Source organism: Mesorhizobium sp. M0968, from assembly GCF_040319065.1.
Taxonomy (GTDB): Bacteria; Pseudomonadota; Alphaproteobacteria; order Rhizobiales; family Rhizobiaceae; genus Mesorhizobium.
On sequence record NZ_JAMYNL010000010.1, the window covers coordinates 81,218 to 99,889 of the forward strand.

General features: G+C 60.6%; 18 protein-coding genes and 2 pseudogenes. 9 read left to right on the forward strand and 11 right to left on the reverse strand.

Translation table 11 applies throughout. From position 1 onward, the window contains the following. Positions 1-121: 121 nt before the first annotated feature. The 4 genes and pseudogenes from NKH67_RS19085 to NKH67_RS19100 all read right to left on the reverse strand — a co-directional run. A pseudogene (locus NKH67_RS19085) lies at positions 122-265 on the reverse strand (ferredoxin); the annotation flags it as partial. Beyond that, the gene (locus NKH67_RS19090) at positions 249-1,538 is read right to left on the reverse strand and encodes a cytochrome P450 (RefSeq protein ID WP_353031549.1); all 1,290 of its coding nucleotides are present in this window, start codon (positions 1,536-1,538) and stop codon (positions 249-251) included. The pseudogene NKH67_RS19085 and the gene NKH67_RS19090, both read right to left, overlap by 17 nt. Positions 1,539-1,632: 94 nt before the next feature. Then, the gene (locus NKH67_RS19095; protein WP_353031551.1) at positions 1,633-2,835 is read right to left on the reverse strand and encodes a cytochrome P450; all 1,203 of its coding nucleotides are present in this window, start codon (positions 2,833-2,835) and stop codon (positions 1,633-1,635) included. A gap of 672 nt (positions 2,836-3,507) precedes the next feature. Beyond that, entirely contained in the window at positions 3,508-3,672 is a 165-nt protein-coding gene (locus tag NKH67_RS19100; RefSeq protein ID WP_353031553.1) for a hypothetical protein, read from the reverse strand. A gap of 730 nt (positions 3,673-4,402) precedes the next feature. On the opposite strand from NKH67_RS19100, the gene NKH67_RS19105 reads away from it, so the two are divergent. The 3 genes from NKH67_RS19105 (at position 4,403) to NKH67_RS19115 (ending at position 7,718) form a co-directional block, all read left to right on the forward strand. Continuing rightward, on the forward strand, positions 4,403-4,936 hold the full coding sequence (locus tag NKH67_RS19105; protein ID WP_352646666.1) for a peroxiredoxin: 534 nt from the start codon (positions 4,403-4,405) through the stop codon (positions 4,934-4,936). A 70-nt stretch (positions 4,937-5,006) separates the two neighbouring features. Beyond that, positions 5,007-6,443 carry an RNA polymerase factor sigma-54 gene (gene rpoN / locus NKH67_RS19110; protein ID WP_353031555.1) on the forward strand — a complete coding sequence of 479 codons (1,437 nt, stop codon included), beginning with the start codon at positions 5,007-5,009 and terminating at the stop codon, positions 6,441-6,443. 57 nt (positions 6,444-6,500) lie between these two features. Beyond that, positions 6,501-7,718 carry an MFS transporter gene (locus tag NKH67_RS19115; protein WP_353031557.1) on the forward strand — a complete coding sequence of 406 codons (1,218 nt, stop codon included), beginning with the start codon at positions 6,501-6,503 and terminating at the stop codon, positions 7,716-7,718. Positions 7,719-8,013: 295 nt separating this feature from the next. Here NKH67_RS19115 and NKH67_RS19120 read toward each other — a convergent pair whose 3' ends face one another. Further along, complete coding sequence (locus NKH67_RS19120) at positions 8,014-8,376, reverse strand: hypothetical protein (protein ID WP_353031559.1); 363 nt, start codon at positions 8,374-8,376, stop codon at positions 8,014-8,016. Positions 8,377-9,503: 1,127 nt separating this feature from the next. Between NKH67_RS19120 and NKH67_RS19125 the strand changes: the two genes are divergently transcribed. Together NKH67_RS19125 and NKH67_RS19130 are read left to right on the forward strand one after the other, a co-directional pair. Continuing rightward, the gene (locus NKH67_RS19125) at positions 9,504-12,098 is read left to right on the forward strand and encodes a 3'-5' exonuclease (protein WP_353031561.1); all 2,595 of its coding nucleotides are present in this window, start codon (positions 9,504-9,506) and stop codon (positions 12,096-12,098) included. 6 nt (positions 12,099-12,104) lie between these two features. After that, positions 12,105-12,257, forward strand: coding sequence for a hypothetical protein (locus NKH67_RS19130; RefSeq protein WP_353031563.1), 153 nt, complete (start codon positions 12,105-12,107; stop codon positions 12,255-12,257). A gap of 63 nt (positions 12,258-12,320) precedes the next feature. On the opposite strand, the gene NKH67_RS19135 is transcribed toward NKH67_RS19130, so the two are convergent. The 5 genes from NKH67_RS19135 to NKH67_RS19155 are packed head-to-tail and all read right to left on the reverse strand — an operon-like array spanning position 12,321 to position 15,633. Then, a complete protein-coding gene (locus NKH67_RS19135; protein ID WP_353031565.1) occupies positions 12,321-13,229 on the reverse strand; it encodes an SDH family Clp fold serine proteinase in 909 nt (302 codons plus the stop codon). Then, positions 13,226-13,564 (reverse strand): ubiquitination-like system serine protease family protein, encoded by a 339-nt coding sequence (locus NKH67_RS19140; protein ID WP_352833689.1) that lies wholly within the window; start codon positions 13,562-13,564, stop codon positions 13,226-13,228. The genes NKH67_RS19135 and NKH67_RS19140 overlap by 4 nt, the downstream gene beginning before the upstream one ends. Beyond that, complete coding sequence (locus NKH67_RS19145; RefSeq protein WP_353031567.1) at positions 13,561-14,949, reverse strand: ThiF family adenylyltransferase; 1,389 nt, start codon at positions 14,947-14,949, stop codon at positions 13,561-13,563. Before NKH67_RS19145 ends, NKH67_RS19140 begins: the two co-directional genes overlap by 4 nt. Further along, positions 14,946-15,335, reverse strand: coding sequence for an E2/UBC family protein (locus tag NKH67_RS19150; RefSeq protein WP_352833683.1), 390 nt, complete (start codon positions 15,333-15,335; stop codon positions 14,946-14,948). Before NKH67_RS19150 ends, NKH67_RS19145 begins: the two co-directional genes overlap by 4 nt. 4 nt (positions 15,336-15,339) lie before the next feature. Next, entirely contained in the window at positions 15,340-15,633 is a 294-nt protein-coding gene (locus tag NKH67_RS19155; protein ID WP_352833682.1) for a multiubiquitin domain-containing protein, read from the reverse strand. A gap of 101 nt (positions 15,634-15,734) precedes the next feature. Between NKH67_RS19155 and NKH67_RS19160 the strand changes: the two genes are divergently transcribed. From NKH67_RS19160 to NKH67_RS19175, 4 genes are all read left to right on the forward strand, one after another. Then, on the forward strand, positions 15,735-15,923 hold the full coding sequence (locus tag NKH67_RS19160; RefSeq protein WP_353031629.1) for a ribbon-helix-helix protein, CopG family: 189 nt from the start codon (positions 15,735-15,737) through the stop codon (positions 15,921-15,923). 4 nt (positions 15,924-15,927) lie between these two features. Then, positions 15,928-16,260, forward strand: a complete 333-nt coding sequence (locus NKH67_RS19165) for a hypothetical protein (protein ID WP_353031570.1) — start codon at positions 15,928-15,930, stop codon at positions 16,258-16,260. Beyond that, a complete protein-coding gene (locus NKH67_RS19170) occupies positions 16,253-17,008 on the forward strand; it encodes a zeta toxin family protein (RefSeq protein WP_353031572.1) in 756 nt (251 codons plus the stop codon). Before NKH67_RS19165 ends, NKH67_RS19170 begins: the two co-directional genes overlap by 8 nt. Before the next feature lie 445 nt (positions 17,009-17,453). Beyond that, positions 17,454-17,603 (forward strand): ATP-binding domain-containing protein, encoded by a 150-nt coding sequence (locus NKH67_RS19175; protein ID WP_352833768.1) that lies wholly within the window; start codon positions 17,454-17,456, stop codon positions 17,601-17,603. A gap of 705 nt (positions 17,604-18,308) precedes the next feature. Here the strand turns inward: NKH67_RS19175 and NKH67_RS19180 are convergent. Next, positions 18,309-18,643, reverse strand: a pseudogene (locus NKH67_RS19180) (ABC transporter permease); the annotation flags it as partial. Positions 18,644-18,672 lie beyond the last annotated feature (29 nt).

Below are 18,672 nucleotides of genomic sequence, written 5' to 3' on the forward strand. Positions count from 1 at the left end.
CCGCCGGAGAAGGCGCAGGGTCGGCGCTGGCGCGCTCGTCATGGCCAGCGTCGCTTTCGATGACCCGAATGGCGGCGACCGGGCACTGATTGGCCGCAAGCCGCACGGCGGCGTGCAGCGCCTGCGGGACCGTCGCCACGCACACTTCGGCCACGCCGTCCGGTTCGCGCTGGCGAAAGGTGCCCGGCAGCGTCAGCACGCACTGCCCGGTAGTTCCGCACAGATCCTGATCGACCAGGACGCGCATCTCAGCCCTCCTGCCCATGCAGCCGCACCGGCAGCGCGCGGAACGTCCTAAGGAACGCGGAGGGCTCCCGGGTCGGCTGCTCGGCCAATGCCAGCGTGGGGAAGCGCGCCTGGATCCGCGGCAGGCTTTCGGCCAACTGCACCCGGGCCAGTTGCGCACCAAGGCAGAAGTGGATGCCGTGGCCGAAGGTCAGCATGATCTTCCCGTCGATCGACATGCCAGGACTTGTGCCGTAGAACCGCACGGGATCGAAGCGATCGGGATCGGCGAAGGCGTCCGGGTCGCGATTGCCGGCCGCGATCAGCACGCGCACGTCCGCGTTCTTCGGGATCACCACGCCGCCCAGTTCGATGTCGCGCTGGGCGATACGCGGAATGGAGCTGAACATGGCGGGCGCGTCGTAGCGCAGTGCTTCTTCGACGAATGCCTTCACCCCCACGGCATCTCCCTTCAGCCAGTGCCGCTGTTCGGGATACGCCAGCATCGCCAGGACCGCATGGCCGATGGCCGCGGCAGTGGTGGCGAAGCCGCCCAGCAGCATGCCCCAGAGCATGCTTATCAATTCCGCATCCGACAGCATCTCGGCATCGTCGTCGTGTGCGCCGACCAGCATTGACACGATGTCGTGGCGGGAATCGGTGCGCTTGCGCTGTATGAGGTCGCCGAAGTAGGCCTGCACCCTGGCGCTGGCCGCGTCCCCCGCAGCGAGTTGGGGATCGCTGGCGTGCGGGCTCAGGCCTTCCAGAATCGCGCTGATGCCGGCGACGAGCCCGAACATGTCGTCCCGGGGCATGCCGAACAGTTCGCCGAAAACCAGCATGGGCAAGGCCAGCGCGAATTCCTGATGCAGGTCCACTGCGTCCCCGCGCTCCAGTGCGGGCGCCATGCCGTCCAGGCGCGCTGCGACAATGCGAGCGATGGTCGGCCTCAGGTTGTCGATCTGGCCGATGGTGAAATCGCGCGAGATCAGCCGGCGCAGACGCGTATGCGTCGGTGGTTCCTTCATCGCTAGCGTGGACGCCAGCAGATTGAGTGACAGGCTGGTCGCTGCACGCGGGAAATAGCGCGCCAGTTCGCCCGGCGCCGGTCCCCGAAACGCATCGCCCGTGGCCTTGAGCGCCCAGTAGATGTCGGCGTGGCGGCTCAACAGAAAGAGGCCCGACGCCGCGCGATGCACCGGATCGTGCTCGCGCAACCACCGCATGAACGGATACGGGTCCTGAATGCACCCTGGCGACGCCAGTTCGGCGAAGGCGTCCCGGCATGCTGCCATGGTTTCTTGCACGTCCATCTTGGTTACCTGTTGGCTGGCTGATCTGACCGGCGCGCGCCAGGCGCGCCGGCAAATTGCGGAGAAGATCGCGATTCCCGGCGGCGTCCGCGCATCACCAGAGCACCGGGAGCTCCTCGAACCCGCCAGTGATGATCTCCTTGCGCAACTTCAGTTCTTCGGGCGCCACGGCCAGGCGCAGCGCGGGAAAGCGCTGGAAGATCGAACCGAACACCACCTTGAGTTCCAGCCTGGCCAGCGCCGCGCCGATGCAGTAGTGCGGCCCATGGGAGAACGCCAGGTGCGGGTTTTCGTCGCGTCCGATGTCGAAGATTTCCGGGTCGTCGAAATGGCGCGCATCGAACGACGTCGCCGGCAGGCCGACAAGCACCTTGCTCTCCGCAGGAATTTCCACGCCCGCGATGGTCACGTCGGTACTCGGATAGCGCATGATGCCGTCCCAGCCCGCGCCGGGCGGGTACATGCGCAGGATTTCCTCCACCGCCTTGTCCACCAGGGATGGATCGCCGACCAGGCGTTCGCGCTGTTGCGGATGGCGGAACATGGCCAGCAGGCCGAATTCGATCTGCGCGACGGTGCTCTCGTGCCCCGCCACCAGCATTCCCGCCGCCAAGCCGATCGCCTCTTCCTCGGTCGCCTTGCCTTGGTCGACCGCCGCGAGCAGATCCGTCAGCAGGTTGTCGCCAGGATCCTGGCGCTTGTCCCGCATCTTGCCACGAATGTAGGCGCGCAGTTCTTCCCAGGCCAAGCGCGACGCGCTGCGCGGGCCGCTTTCATGCTGGTGCGTCATCACCTCGTCGGACAGCCCGGCGAAAAAGGCGTGATCCCCGTAGAGCACGCCCATCAGCGCGCTGATGACCATGGCCGGAAGCGGAAAGGAGAGGTGGCGCCGCAGGTCGGCGGGCTGGGGCTGGGCCGCCAGTGTCTCGAACAACTGCGCGGCGATCGCCTCGACCTGCTGCTCGAGCAGCTTCACCCTGCGGTTGCTGAAGGCCGGCGCCACGATCGTGCGTAACCGAGCATGCTCGCCCCCCTCGTGCGAGACCAACCACCCCGGCGATCCGAGAATCACCGAATCCGGGGTGAATGCCGCCGGCGGCATTCCCGAGGGCCGGAACGCCGCGTCGGACAGCACCGCCTTGGCTTCATCGTAGCCTGTCACCCACCAGCCTTCGTGCCCGGACGGGAAGCGCACGCGGTGGATCGGACCGTTGGCGCCTAGCGCCAACATCTCGGGCGAGGGCTCGATGTGATCGACGCGCCACATCGGCAGCGTCGGCAAGGGTTGTTCGGACATGGTGGCACTTCACTCTCTAAGCGATGGAAGGGCGGAAGGTGACCGGCAGGCGCTACGGGCATCGAATGACGTAAGACGGCATGTAGACGACGTCCTCCGCGGCGTAGCCCGACTCGATTATCAAGATCGGCCAACGTCTAACTGCCTAGGCATACCGCGCGGCGAGATGCAGAACGTTATCCTGCGCCTTCGAGTTCAGGATAACGCGAGTGGCGGGCCATTGAGTCGCAGCCGGCCATCAAGATTTCCTGCGCAAGGGTTCGACCAAGGCGGCGAGCCTGTTTGGTGGGGGCGGTTTCGCCGAGCGCCCCTTCCCATAGAATGCTATCCGATGCGGATTTGGCATTTGCTTTTCTTTCTTCGTTCCATCGATCGCGGTGTTATCCACGAAATGAATCGGTCGGGGCTCCCGGCTCGCAACGAGGGAGCTTCAAAACTCGTGCCAATTTGGCCGACCCAGCAGAAGCCGCGCCTTTGCGGACCTTTCGGTCGGGCCTGCGACATTCTTGTCCAGTTTCGAACATAAGAGGGTTGCGAATGCGACACGCTTGGAGAATTCGAACCTCACGGAATCAGGGCGCCTGCCGAAGCGCGCGCGCTCATGGTTGCTGCGACAGGCGCGTGTTCGCGATAGCCGTGCCTGCGCACGCAAGAACACGCTAGCGGCACACGCTACGCAATCGCTGCAGTGCCCGCCGGTGTGAGGTAGTGCATCGGCTCGGCTTCCGGTTCGTCTTTGCCCAGCCGGGGCGGAAGCGCCGAATATCCGCACCATACAGCACCCTTGTCGAGCGTGCTGACGAGGCGGTTATAGGGCGCGCCCGGTCTTGAAGACACGGTCCTCCCAAGAAAAAGGATGGCTCCAAAAGCATCTATATTTGAAATGGCACGCCGCTTGCTGCTCCTGGTCAGAGCCCATCAAAACACGATGAAAGCGACTTGCGCCATGCCCGACACGCGAAGCTATAGACCGTGGCCTGAGGAGACGGTGCCCGTTCCCGCTGAACATCGGCACATCATCTCCTCCGGAGGTCCCTCCTCGGCAGCCGCTTTGCGCACGGCTGGTCCGATGCCGGCACGCCAACACATGGCGCTCGCGCAATTGCCGTTTACCGGTTCTGATCAGCATGTGAGTGCCCGAGAGCCCCATCAAAGGGTCACCCAAGCCAAGGTCAGCGGGCCACTGGCAAACATCGACAATAAGCTGAACCAGCTCAGTAAAGCGGGTCTCTTGCGTGAAGTCACATTTGAGGCCTCCACACGCTTCCGACATTGGCTACTTCCGGCCGCTATCACTTTTTCGCGGGCACGAGCGCGAGTGATCGATCCCGCTTCCGGCGCCATAGCCGTGGAAAGTTGCCCAAGCGGCTCGACGGTCTCCAGCTCGCTCAGATTGATTTCGTTCGGGTGGCGAAGACCAGCAGCCAAGACGTTCCCATCCATTGCGATGGAAAAGGAGTTGCGAGCCGCGAGGTCCTCATTCCGTGCCCGGCACACGAGCCTTTGCTCGGTATTGCGCCAGCCTCTGCGAGAATCCAGCGCGCCAGTTTTTTTAAGGAGCAACTTAATGACCGTTCAAAAGAAAGTTCCCTTCGTCACCTTTCTCACGCGTGTTCGCGATGAGTCAGTCCAGGGCCCTAATCCATATCGCTGGGAAGAAAAGACGTCTGACGACTACTTTGCCGGCAAGCGCGTCATCCTGTTCTCGCTGCCTGGCGCCTTCACCCCGACCTGCTCGACCTACCAACTGCCCAATTTCGAAAAGCTCTATGATGAGTTCGAGAAGGAGGGAATTGACGCGATTTACTGCGTCTCCGTCAACGATGCCTTCGTCATGAATGCGTGGGGGAAGTCCTTGGGCCTGCAGAAGGTCGAGCTCATTCCCGATGGCTCAGGCGAGTTCACACGCAAGATGGGCATGCTGGTGGCCAAGGACAATCTCGGCTTCGGGATGCGCTCCTGGCGCTACGCCGCCCTGATCAACAATGGTGTGGTGGAGCAGTGGTTCGAGGAGGAAGGTTTCTCCGACAACTGCGAGGCCGACCCCTATGGCGTCTCATCCCCGCAAAACGTTCTCGAAACGCTGAAAGCCGCCGCATGACCTAGAAAACGTCTCACTGGTGCCATTGCCCGCCCCAAGAGGCTCCCTCGACAGGATTATCGCGCTCACCATGCAATCCTCAGCAAGCCTGCTTCAGCGCCAGAAGCAATCCATGGTCGCATCGCCTCAACTCATTGAGTCGATTCGCTTGCTGCAACTGGCGCATACTGAACTGCATCAGTTCGTGGAGCGGGAAATCGAGAAGAACCCGCTCTTGGAATCTGCGTCAAACGATGGCGGGCCTTTTGGCGATGTTTCGATTTCGGGAGCGGATCAGCCTGTCGGCCCACGCGCAAACGCCGTTGACGGACCGACCGGGGCCGGGTCGCCTGAACGGCTCGGGCAATGGAAATCACTTCGCAACACGACCAACAACCCGCCGGGTAATGGCCCTTCCCTCGACGAGTTTGCCAGCCTCGCCGAGACATTGCACGACCATGTCGCTCGTCAGATCGCCCTCACTGCGTTCACACCACAGGAGCGGCTGATCGCTGGCCAGCTTGCCGCCGATCTGGAAGACACTGGCTATCTTCGGGCAAACCTTTTGGAGCTGGCCGAGAGCCTGAATGTCCGGGAGGCTGACGTGGAGCGGGTTCTCGGAACCTTGCAGCACTTTGATCCACCGGGAATTTTTGCGCGAACTCTCGGAGAATGCCTCGAAATCCAGTTACGCCAGCGAGACCGGTTCGACCCGGCAATGGCAGCTTTGGTTGCCAATCTTGAAATGCTTGCGCGACGCGATTTTCAGGCACTGAAGCAGCATTGCGGCGTCGATGAAGACGACCTTCTCGACATGATGCATGAGATTCGGGCGCTCGATCCCAAGCCTGGAAACCGATTCCAATCCGGTGCGTCTGAATCAATCATACCCGACGTCTGGGTCACGCCCTCGCCGGAAGGCGGGTGGCAGATCGAACTTGATCCGGCCACACTGCCCAAGCTGCTGATCAACCAAACCTACTATGCCGAAGTGTCGCGTCAAACTGTCCAAAATTCGAAAGATCAAGCATTTCTCAACGAATGCTTGCAAAACGCGAACTGGCTAATCCGCAGCCTCGATCAGCGCGCCAAGACGATTGTTAAGGTTGCGGCTGAAATCGTGCGCCAGCAGGATGCCTTTTTGGAACATGGCGTCGCCCACCTGCGGCCTCTCAATCTCAGAACCGTCGCTGACGCGATCGGCGTGCACGAGTCGACGGTAAGCCGGGTGACCTCGAACAAGTACATGCTTACCCCGCGCGGAGTCTTTGAACTGAAGTATTTTTTCACCGTCGCGATCGCGTCCTGCCAAGGCGGCGATGCGCACTCCGCCGAAGCTGTCCGCCATCGGATCAAAGCGATGATTGCCGCAGAATCTCCCGGCGACGTGCTTTCCGACGATGACATCGCTGTCCGGCTGAAGGAAACCGGCATCGATGTTGCGCGCCGCACCGTCACAAAATATCGCGAAGCAATGAACATCCCCTCCTCCGTGCAACGCCGCCGCGAAATGCGCTTGTGTCTTTAATGTGGGTCAAGGCAGCCAACCTCATGTTGCAGTGCATCCAAAGTGGAGACTTCGTTCATGACCCGATCCGCGGCAGGCGTCATGGACGCTGTTCTGCACGACCCAGAAAAGCCCGACCAACCGTCTGGTCCCGCATGGGGTGCGGTCATTTCGCTTTCCTTGGGCACCTTCGGGCTGGTGACGGCAGAGTTTCTGCCTGTCAGCCTCCTCACGCCTCTCGCGCGTGATCTCGGTGTCACCGAGGGTGCGGCTGGACAGGCGATGACGGCGACCGCTATCGTCGGGGCGATCTCGGCGCCGACGGTGGCCATCATCACAAAGCGCCTGGACCGCAGGATCGTCATGTGGGCGATGACGCTGCTGCTGATCCTGTCGGACGTTCTGGCGGCCGGCGCGTGGTCGCTGGCAGTACTCCTGACGGCACGCGTCGTGCTCGGCATAGCGCTCGGAGGCTTCTGGTCGATGTCGGCAGCACTGGCGATGCGGCTCGTTCCAAGCCACCTCCTGCCGCGCGCCATGTCGATCATCCTCACCGGCGTTTCCGTCGCTACCGTTTGCGCAGCTCCAATCGGCGCTTATGTCGGCGATATCTGGGGATGGCGAAGCGCCTTCATGGTCGCCGCAGTCGTCGGCGCCGCTACACTGCTGGTGCAACTCATAACCATTCCGAGGCTGCCTCCGGTTGGAGTGGCTAGCTTCCGCAGCCCGCTGGATGTGGCCAAGATTCCGACGATCAAGGTCGCGCTTTTGGTCGTCCTGCTGGTCGCTTCCGGCCACTTCGCCGGCTTCACCTATATCCGCGCCTTCCTCGAGAAGGTTCCCGCGCTGGATGTCGAGACGATCTCGCTTGTGTTGCTTGCTTTTGGCATCGGCGGTTTCTTCGGCAATTTGGCCGGCGGGCTGCTGGCCGAGTACAGTCTCAAGGCAGTCGCGGCCCTTGCACCGCTGCTCATAGCGATAGCCGCTGTTTCGCTGCTGACGGCGGGAGCATCGGCCTCGGCCTCGGCGGTTGCGGTTGCCGCGTGGGGCTTTGCCTTCGGCGCAGTGCCGGTGGGATTGCAGACGTGGATGGTGTGGCGCGCCGCTCCCGAGCAGGCCGAAAGCGCCGGTGTGCTGATGGTCGTAGCGTTCCAAGTGGCAATCGCAGCCGGCGCGATTTTCGGCGGACTATTGGTGGACAATGCCGGGATTACCAGTGCCATTGCCTACAGTGCTGTTGCCACGTTCCTCGCCGCCCTGACAGTGTTCCTGCTCGGCCCGAAGCGCGAAACCTAGACCGCCTGACAGAAGAGGCCTCAGCAGCGCAGCGGGACGAGAGATGCAATCGCATGCACGGCGCGGCGCGATCCTCCGCATGATTACGCATGGACCAGCGCAAGCGCCTCGCCGGCTTCACCTCCGGGCCATGGCGACCTTCGCCGCCAGACACGCGAACCTCGCCGGCACCGGTTTCCATTTGGCGACGATGAGCGCTGCGCGTATCCGAAGCGGGGCTGTTGCGTCACAGACGCCTACAATGAAATGACAGAGGCCTGCTCGTGCCTAGGTAGCGGATGATCGCCCGCAGGGTTCACTCCGCAAGCTCATCCTGGACCCGACCGGAGAACGCTTCCCGGAACTGCCTGATGGAGTCAGCAGCGCCCTCGGATTCGAGAAGCTCGTCGATCTCTGAAAGCCGGAAGACGCCCCGCTCGGGATCGGACACCTGATCGGCTCCATCGACGATCGCGGTCTCGATCTTCACCAGGAGAGGCCCCTGGTGTTCAGCCACCCATTCCGGCGCTATCGCCGCCACCGCCAGCATCCTGAACCGCAGCCGGTCCGCTTCCTGAGGACGGTAGGAGCCGAGGCTACGTTTGATGTCCAGGATTAACCGAGAACAAACCAGCACAATGCCGCGGGAACTCCCGCTCCTAGCGCGAATGACCAACAAGCGTGAGATTCCGATGTACAATTTGCGGGCCCGTCGCGAAGGAAGAGAGCGCCGGTTGGGCAGCAAGGTCCGCGAGGATGGCTGCCGTAGACGGCTCCGTCGTCAGTCTCCCAGCGACCGTTTTGATCGCCCGCCCGAGCGTCTTCACTCGTGAGACTACGACATTGATCTGGCGCAATCCAATGGCGCGTTGACTGTTTCTGTGCCTTCGAAGGCGGGCTGCTTCAGCAGTCGCTCATCCCATGTGTATGCGCCTATTTTTCTCAGGCCGAGGGCACGAAGCTCCCTATCACCGCGACGCACGTGCATCGTGCTCGCGGTTTTCATTGTCTTCGTGGATTTCTGTGGTGCAGCCATGTCCCTCCCCGTTGCTAGTAACGTTCTAGTTGCAATCTAGCAGGATCTGGACTCACGCCACGCACCGTACGGCAGCCGCAGCCAGACGTTCTACGTCCTGCGTACGGCGCTGTTGCGGCCAAAGGGACTGGAGTTCGCAGCCGTTCGGATCCCCTTCCTTTCAGAGGGTGAAATTCCCACCAACGGTGGCCCTATCTGCGGCGGTTGGTGCTGCCGACCGGCGAGAGACCCTTGAGCGGGAGCGTTCGCTGCTACATGTGGCCGCGAGGTGGCGAAAAGGACCCTGCGGGTGTCATGGAGCGGTGCGCCATCGCAGACCCTCACCGCGGCACGGCAGGAGACGCAATGAACTGCCGCTTCTGCGGAACTTTCATGCCCTCACGCTACCAATCCGGTCGGCTCATTTGCGAAACGACGCCGATGTATGATCCCCCGCAATTTTCCCATATAGACGTCTTCTCTCGTGGTGGGGAGGCCAAGTGACAAACTCTTGTACTTGCGCCTACAATCAACGGCTAATTGTCGTTTGCCATTCGGTAGTGAAAGCAAAGGATCCAGGGTGAACCTTCCGACCGGACCTGCTTCAGGCGATATCGGGGCCAGGTGGCAGCCGCGTGGCGCTCGTGATTGGGGCCGGCTGCTCGATTGAGCCGCCTAGGCCCGATCACGGGCATCGTTTCGAGGGTGGCGGTAAGAGTACTCTTCGGAGAAGAACCAGCATCGCCGATCAGGACTGTCGGCTGGGGTATAGCAAGAGAACCGGGGGAATCGTGAACATCACATCAGGCATCAAGGCCGAGGCCCGCCCCGGCGGCGGGCAAATCGCATATTTCATCACGAAGGAATTCGATAAGTCCTTACACCGCGCCATTCAAACCGGGGGGCAAGGGAAGAACAGGGCAATCAAAGTCAAGGCAATTCTGAATAGCCTTGGAGAACCAGACCCTTTCCGATTCATTGGAATTTCCGTCACCAACCACGGCGAGAACCGCATACGCAATTGCGTCAAATACGATCTCGGTGACGGCTGGCGACTTGTAACGCAGCAAACGGACAAGACCTGCGGATTTCTCTTCGTCGGCGACCACGCTGACACTGACCATTGGCTCGATGCTCACCGTGGTCAGCAGTTTGCCGTTAAGGACGGCAGAACGAAACTGGTTCCGGGATCGGGCCTCCAAATCGCACATGGGAGCGAGTTTCGCGCCGACCACCACGACAAGCCGCTCGTCGAGCGCCTCGACGCAGAAGCGATGGATCACGTGCTGGACGGCCTCCCGCGTAGCGTGGCGAGGAAGCTTGAGGCGCTCGACGCCCGCTCCACCACGGCCGAGCTCGAATCCCTGGTCGGCGAGATTCCCGGAGCGCAGAAGGCTGAACTCGCGCGGGCCGTCTTTAGTCTACTCCTCGCGGGTAACTATGACGGCGCACAGGCCCATGTCGATCTCAGTATGGGCCGGATCGGGCTCCTCGACGATGTCGGCGAATCCGAGATGCTCGAGGTGGCCGATGGGGAGGACATCCGTCGGCTGCGCATCGGGTCTCCCGAATACGAGGCCTGGCTGGCCGCATTTGACAAACGATCCAACTGGTACGAGTGGTTTCTCTATCTTCACCCCGAGCAGGAAAAGGTGGTAAAAGCCGACTACGTCGGTGTTTCCCAGCTTTCTGGCGTTTCGGGTTCGGGCAAGACCTGTGTAGCCGTTCGCCGTGCTATGCGCTTGGCGGAATCGTCGAATGCGAAGATTTTGTTGCTCACGCTGAACCGGAGTCTTGCCGGCCTGCTCGGACAGCTCGTCGATGCCGCCTGCACCGACGCTTTGGTGAGGGGCAGGATTGAAGTCATCTCATTTTTCCAATTGGCTCAGCGGCTTCTGCATATGTTCGAACCGCAGAATGACCGCCATTTCAGCGATGTGACCTGGAAGTCTGGCGAACATGTCGACGAGGTGTTCCGCGAGTATTACCGCCAGTGGACGAACAATGACGACGCGAAGATACTGATGCCGCTGCACAGATCGATGACTGCGCGCAACGTCAATGGCGAAGCCTATTTGCGTGAGGAATTCGACTGGATAAGAAGTGCCGTCGCACCGGATGGTCGCGCGACATATTTGGATCTAGAGCGAAAGGGTCGCAGGTTTCCGATCTTACCCGAACGCAGGCAGAGCCTGCTGGAGGGACTAGACGGCTGGGAGAGGAAGATGCGCGATGTAGGCGTCATCGACTATCTCGGTTTGACATCGGCATTGACGAAGCACCGGGACAAAATTGGGCCCCTCTACACGAACATCCTCGTTGACGAAGCACAGGACTTCGGCACCACTGAGCTTCGCATTATTCGACATCTCGTCAAAACCGGACCAAACGACATATTCCTGTGTGGCGACATCGCCCAAACCATACTGCCGAAGCACCGATCCCTTACCGATGCGGGTCTCGCCAGCATCACCCGCGAACGTATCCGGCAGAATTATAGAAACAGCCGAGAAATCCTCACGGCAGCTTATGACGTGCTGCGAAACAATCTTTACGAGGAAATGTTCAACAGTGAGGATCTGGAAATTCTGGACCCAAAGTTCGCGAACTTCAGCGGCGACGTTCCAATGGCGCTTGCGGCGGATACGCTGGAAGAGGAAATAGCCTATGCACGGACTTATGCCGCGTCGCGGTTGGAGCAAGGCGCCAAGACCGTGTGCGTCGCTTTTGCGGGGTTTTCCAGCCGGGACGTAAAGGGATTCGCAAAGAGTTGCGGCGTCACCGCGCTTGACGGCGCCTACGATCCCAGCTCGGATCGCCTCGTGTTTTGCGATCTGGAGCAGACGAAGGGTTACGAATTTGACACGCTGATCATTCTTCAGTGCCGTGACGGAATTTTGCCGCCGCACGATGCTCCTGAAGAGGAGGCGTATCGCACTTCTTGTAAACTCTATGTCGCGATGACCCGCGCCAAAAGAGAATTGATCCTTTCGTTCCACGGCGTCGCAAGTCCGTGGATTTCGGAGGTCACCAACACGATCGGCACGGCCATGTGGAGCGAGGTCGAAATCCTTAATCCCACTCTTGTTCAGGGGGTACCAGAGATTCTGCCGGAGTTTGAACCGGACAGGCATATAGGGGACTTCGGCAAGCTGACCGGACTTCAGTTCGTCTATACGGGCAATGCACTCGGTATCTCGCCCGAAGCCCAGGACAAGCTGATCGAGTTGGTCGATGGTCGAGGCATGCGGGCATCAGGTGGTGGTCGTCGTCTCAGGTGGCAGAACATGGGCGCCCTGATTACCGACCTCAACGAAAGCCGACTGCATGATCTGCAGTTCGGAGCCAATGTGGCGGGGGAACTGCGAAGACTCTCGATTGGATAGACGGGAATGAATCGTTACGCGGCCAGCTGTGTTTTAAGTGCGCAAACCGTACTTGGCGCGCGTCTGATGGAAGAAGCAGGGGATGGTGGTGTTCCCGAAATCAACGGCGGCTTGAATCTCTCGTGGCGCCAGCTGCGCCACACTTTCTTAGATTCCTAGGCTGCCGGAGCCTAAGCTGGTCGGTAGCCTTTACTACCAAATTCCGGAATCAACCATGCACGCTCATTCCGAGTTGGAAGCGTAGGCAGATTCAAACATCTTGCTGATGCCTGGCTGAGTTAGGGCTAGCCGGAAGTGGCAGTAGAGCTGCCACAGAGATTGCCACAACGGCTCGTCCATCTGCATCACGTCGACCTGCAGACCCATCTGCTTGGCGTGATCGGCGCCGATCATCTGTCCGTGCGAAGGATAGGTCTTGGTGTCCATGAGTTGCGCGACGATGGCGGTGTAGGTCGTGCCATGACGCTTGAGCTGGTTCTCGCCGAAGATGCGGGCGCGACTCTTAACCTGTTTGAACTTATTGAGGACAGCCGGATCGAATTTCTCGAACATCGCCCGAGCGGCGGGATCGTTCGGGTCCTTCCGCAGCTGCTCAGCATAGGTCTCGTACGAAGAGAGGTAGTCAAAGACGGACAGGTGCACTTCGTTGCCGTGCGCATCCTTGCCGATGTACTGCGGATCGATAGTACCTAGCTCGGAGGTGTCGCTCATTACGATAGTGTCCGCGCCGAGCGCGATCAGGGTGCCGGCGCTCTTGGCGCGATCCGGAACAATAACTCGGAACTTGCCGTCGCCCTTGCGGTTCCGCACTAGCTCAATCAGCTTTTCAGCCGCATCGACGTCCCCGCCGGGCGTGTGCAGCAACAAATCGATGCTGCTGCCTTTGGGCACGTTATGGATCAAGTCGACGAAGAACATGACATCGTCGCGGTCGATCTCTGCTGTTGCCATGTAGCAGAGCAGCTTGGCTCCGGTCTCTTCCTCGATCTGCTTGATCAGTTGCTGCCGCATATAGCGGGACGCATTGAAGGCCGAATAGAGTGGCGTTTTGGATGGCTTGGGCGCCGGCGCGGCCGCGGCGACCGACGCTGGTGGTTTCTCGGACTTTTTGTCGATCTTTGCATTGGTCATAGCCAATCCTTTGCCCACTGAATGCGGCCATCGCGCATGAAATAATGGCAGCGCTTTTGCGCATCGGTGTAATCAATACTAGGCGCGATGGTGAGAATGCGATCTTTGCCCAGGGCGACATGCCAGTATGGCCGGCGGGCCTCGTCTATGTTGAGCATTATCCGGTGACCCCGCTTACACGGGCAGTCGAACGCGACCCACTTGTCATAGCCAGCCGAGGTCACCAATACAGCGCCGGTGCGCGGCAGCCGAGGGGGAAGCTCGTCCGCGTCCTCGACCAACCCCACGACCCGCCATCTGCGGAACGGGAGCCAGTCCCACCACCTGATCTTCATGCATTCCGCCAAACTTGTTCGAGCCAGGGAGTCGTATTTCCGAGACCTTGCTTGCCGCTGGCCGGATGACAATAGTGATGCTCGCGCGGCTCAACAATATTGGTTGAGATTTCACGGTCGTGCAGCCGCAACAGAACTTCCGAGGGTCTCGGATCCGGGCCATAACCGGTCAGCCGTTCGAGCAACTCCGAAGTGGCGGCGGCGGCCACCGCCGTCGTAAAGGTGACCACCGCCGGCTCGACGCCGGCCAGCACGGGCGCATAGCCTTCGCCGGCGAGGCGATGGCGCTCGTCTTCGTTCATTAGCTCGGCTGCGGCGCGGCGTACATCGATCCTGTTCCGGCAGAGGAGGCACGCCGTTCCCGGCGCCATCACCGTAACGCGGCCGTCGATACCGCGCAGATTGCCCCCGTGATCGCTCGACAGCAGCACTCCCATGTCGATAACCGGCGTCAGCATGTAGGTCCCGAGCCGCGACAGCACCAGCCGCCCGGCATTGTCGTCGGTACAGCCAAACACAAGGTCACACTCACAGAGTTCACGGGCAATAGGCTGGTCGACGATCATCCCCACTTGGACCTGGCAGTCCAGATCAGGAGCGATCGAAAGCAGATGATCGCGCACCACCTCCGCCTTGGGCTGCCCGACCTGGTCCGGATGGGAGCCGTAAACACGTGTAACGTTGGAAAGAGACAACTCATCGGCATCGATCACGTGCAGATGCCGGACACCCACCCGTACCAATTGCTCGGCGACGGCCGAACCGGTGCCGCCGGTACCGACGATCCCTATCGTCAGCTCACTCAGGGTACGCTGCACCTCACCGCCAAAGGCCCGCACATTACGGTCGAACATCGATGCCAGTGGCGGCGAGGGATCGTTGTAGGACTTGACGAGGCGCCAAGTGTCGGAAACGTCCCACAACCGATCGAGCGCAAAGCGCGCGCCGTCCTCGTGTTGCAACGTTCCGGTAAAGGCGATGCCGTGCCCAGTGGGCGCCACGATCAGAGTGCCATAAAACTCTTGCCCGGTGCGCACCCGGAAGAGGTCTGCTATCTGACCGTCGACCTGCTCGTCATGTTGGCTCGGCCGCGGCGAGGAGCCGACGCCCGGATGAGTGTGAAACCAGATAGCAATTTCACCACGGGCCTCCGCCTTCCCAAGCGAGCCAACATATCCCTCCGACGAGATTCCGAGGCCATCATGGCGGCGGTCTAGATAGGCATTGTCCGGCACCCAGTCGATGCCACGGCCCAAGAGCCGGATATGGCCCGCAGGCGTCCTAACCAACACGGCTCGGAGCACCCCGGCTGTCTCGAGCGGGTTGCCCGAGGCCACCATGATCTCATTCATCACCGGGTTGGAAAGCACGAGGGTGGCAGTCATGCTGCCATCCGTTTCGCCGCCTTGTGGAGTTCACTCGCGATCAAGGCGAAATAGCTCTCCAGGGAGTCGATACCGGCCATCCAGCGCTGCGGGTCCAGATGCCGTGACCAGCGCTGCCAGTCACGCCCAAAATAGTGCTCGATCGAATCGGTCGCTTCGATGCGCGAGCCGTCGGCCCGAAACACCCCCGGATAAAACCACCACATATCTGGCGGCACGTCAGGATAGCCCGGCGACAGGCGCAACAGCAGGTCTGCATTCCGGACGCTCAGCCCGGGCGGCAAGACAAACTCCGGCACCCTCACACAGATCATGCCGGAGTCGAGCGCCGTGGAATGGCCTGGCGCTTTCGCCTCGAGAAATTCGACATCAGCCGCCGGGAGCATCGACCTAGCCCTCGCAACCAGGGTTGATCTGAGCGGGGGCAGTGAAGAACCGCATCCCATTCTTGAGCTCAACCACATCGGTTTCAGCGATCTTGCGATCCGACCCGCCGGGTACAACCTCGAAGAAATCACGCTCCAGCCCCACCGGCGGGGTAGGCAGGAGGCGCAGTTCGTGCCCGGTCATACGCTCCTTGTCGACCTTAAAGGTCTCCCGGTCGATCTTGATGTTGATTTTCTGATCGCCACCATGATGACCATGATCATCGTCGGCGCCATCCTTTTTCATTTCGTCGCTCATCTTATATCTCCGTTAATTGATACCGAGATACCATGACACCATACCGGTTGACAAGATAGGTGCGATGTAACCATATTGGTGCCATGAAAGCACCAAAAGCTATGACCATTCGGCTATCAGCCGAGCAGGCGGAAGCCTTGGAAACAGTGGCAAGTGTCGAGGATAGACCCGTGTCGGACATCATCCGCGCTGCCATATCAAAACATATCGATGCTCGTCGGAAGGATCCCGACTTCCAACAGGGCCTTAAAGAGAGAATCAACGTCGCCAGACGTTTGCTTGAGCGCTGAGACAATGGCCAAGAAAACCGAAATCAGATTTGCGGCCGAACCGCGCACCGGTGGACTCAAGCCTAAGTCCAACCGAAATGTCACCTTTGGCAAGGTTACGGTAGCCTCCGCCAAACCTAAGGCCGACGTGGTGGCGCGAAATGTCGCCGCCGGCCAGTCGGCGCTGAAGCGTGCAGCCGACAAAATCTCGCGGCCGGGCATATCGCTCCGGCCTTCCAAGGGCGTGCCGCTCTATTACGTCGATGACGCCCGGCCCAAAGAGATCGTGCGCGAACTTGACGGCCAGAAGGTGTACGGCGTTTTCCACAGCGGCAAGTTCGTCGCCTCGAATGGATAAGCTTGGACCTGCCGTAAGGCGGGTCGTCGCCCTTCAGATCGAGTCCTCCAAGCCTCTTGCCATTGTGCTGGCCGGCCACAATGGCTCGGGCAAGTCGACTATGTGGCAGCAGCAGCTTGCCCCTGTGCTTAAGATTCCGCTAATAAACGCCGATCGCATGATGATGTCGATATTGCCTGAGCCTCGAAGGAGTGGCGCACTCCCGCATTGGGCGCAGCAGTTGCGCGACGACGACCAGAGTTGGATGCGCGTCGCCCAGAAGGGCGTCGAAGCCTTCGTCGCCCAGGCCCTGGCCAACAAAGTCCCCTTCGCCATGGAGACCGTCTTCTCATACTGGCAGCCCCAGGACGACGGCACCGTTGTCTCCAAGATCGACCAGATTCGGCAAATGCAAGCAGAAGGGTACTACGTCATCATTTTCTTCGTCGGCCTTACCTCGGCCGAGCTCTCCATTGCTCGCGTCGAGACACGCGTTAGCCGCGGCGGTCATGCAGTTGACCCGCAAAAGCTCTTCGATCGGTTCCCACGCACGCAGAAGGCAATCAATAAAGCGCTAGACGTCGCGGACGCAGCTATTCTCGTGGACAATAGCCGCGATCGGGAAGTGGCCTTTACCGTCTGTCACGTACGGGCGGGGAACGAGGCGCTATTTGATTGGCGCGACAATGGGGATGCGCCGCCACCTGCCTCCGTGCTCGCCTGGCTTGACCTCGTAGCACCACGAGAAGACCAACCTCCGGCTGAATGAAAGGCAATCAAGTCGGCGGGCGGCAAGCAGTGTGCCGTAGACGAAGATACCGCCGCCACCGCGCACAAGGACTGCTGGGCTGCTTAACAGCGAACTACAGGCCGAGGTGTTTCAACCACTTGTCCGCGTCATTGTGGTATTGACGGATCACATTGTAGAGGGAGTGACTCCAAGCGCAGCTCTCATATACTGCCGCTTCCCTTCGCGATTGCTCGCCTCGTGTAAGGTAACTGTCGAGCAACCTGCTATGCTCCGCTGGACGTATACGAGGATCCCGCGGAGTTCGCCCGGATGGCGATCGATCGCATTGTCGCGCTCCGGAGACCGCGAGCGTGGCCCTAATTTGTGCAGACGACCAGGATGTTGATCGGTGGTTTGCGTTGATGCAGGGCGATCTCGATGCGAACTTCCGAAATCCAATGATCTCGGCCATTCAAAGCTGACGATGCGGTTTCACACTCATTTCACGACCCCGGTAGAAGCCAAAGGGCTTGAATTCGACGTGGTTGTGATCCCGAACTTGGCCTCGTACGATGGCTCGGACGCTGTCGGCAGGAATTCGCTATACGTCGCAGTTAGCCGACCGCGGCTCTGATGGGTTGTGACTATGAGGCCATTGGCTCGTCAATGGTCGCTGGTATGGTAGATGAAGAACATGTCGTACTTCGAACGCAAGAGCCTGCAGGCGAGCGTGTCGAGCGCGTGGCGTAGAGGAAGTCGCGGACAACAGTTGGGGACCTACTCAGCGTGGAGTTCGTGCGCCAGGCCGCGGGGCATTCTGCATGCGATAGGCGGCGATATCCTCCGCCTTGAATTACCCAAGGCGCGCCGTAGCACACTTGCCGCCCCTTTGATGATGCCGAGACAGGCAACGGTGTGCAGATTATTTGAAGGAACGAAACGTCGTCGATCAGCGCGTACGGCGCAACACCGCAAAGGTTGCCGTCAACGGTTCGATCAAACGAGACGCGTAAGCATGGCAATGATGGAAGGTAGGGAAACCTCCCCCAGAATGTGACAGCGAGGGCTAGTTCCAGCATGAGTCCTTCCCGCAACCATGGTGGGCGTGTTAGGCTGTGTTGCAGATGTTGCACGGAGCTACCGGAAGGCTTCGGTTCCTCTCGGAATGCATCGGGAAACGTCCGTTTTTTCGGTTCACCCTCAACGGGTTAGATCGATGCGATGGCAGAACATCGTCTCGGTCAATTTACGGCAAGTACCTCTTCTTTGGCTATCGGTCGAACGGGCTCTGACTCCGAATCCAGGTTCCCCAGAGAGCGCCGGCGCGCGCCCTGCCGGAAGCCTGGCCTAGAATGATGGTGGAGCGGCAGCAATGAAATTGATGGCGACGCCGAAGACAATCTGGCCGCCGCGATGGGTAATCCAGGCGAAACCGTGCACTAGCGCGAAAAATCCACGGCGGTGGCTACGGCGGCGCCCAGGCCGAGCCGGGCCGAGCCTTTAACCGCGGCCGCCGAGGCGCCGCAAAGGTGCCGGCCAGATCTTGCGCTCGAGCCCGGTGTCGAAGACGCCGGCCCGCTCCGAATAGACCCCGGCCAGGCAGGCGAGGAGCAACGACCGGGAGAACAGCAGTTGCTCGGCGGCGATGGTGCAGGTCGGGTCCTGCACCGCCATGTGACGGCGCCCGCCGAAGCGAGCATTGG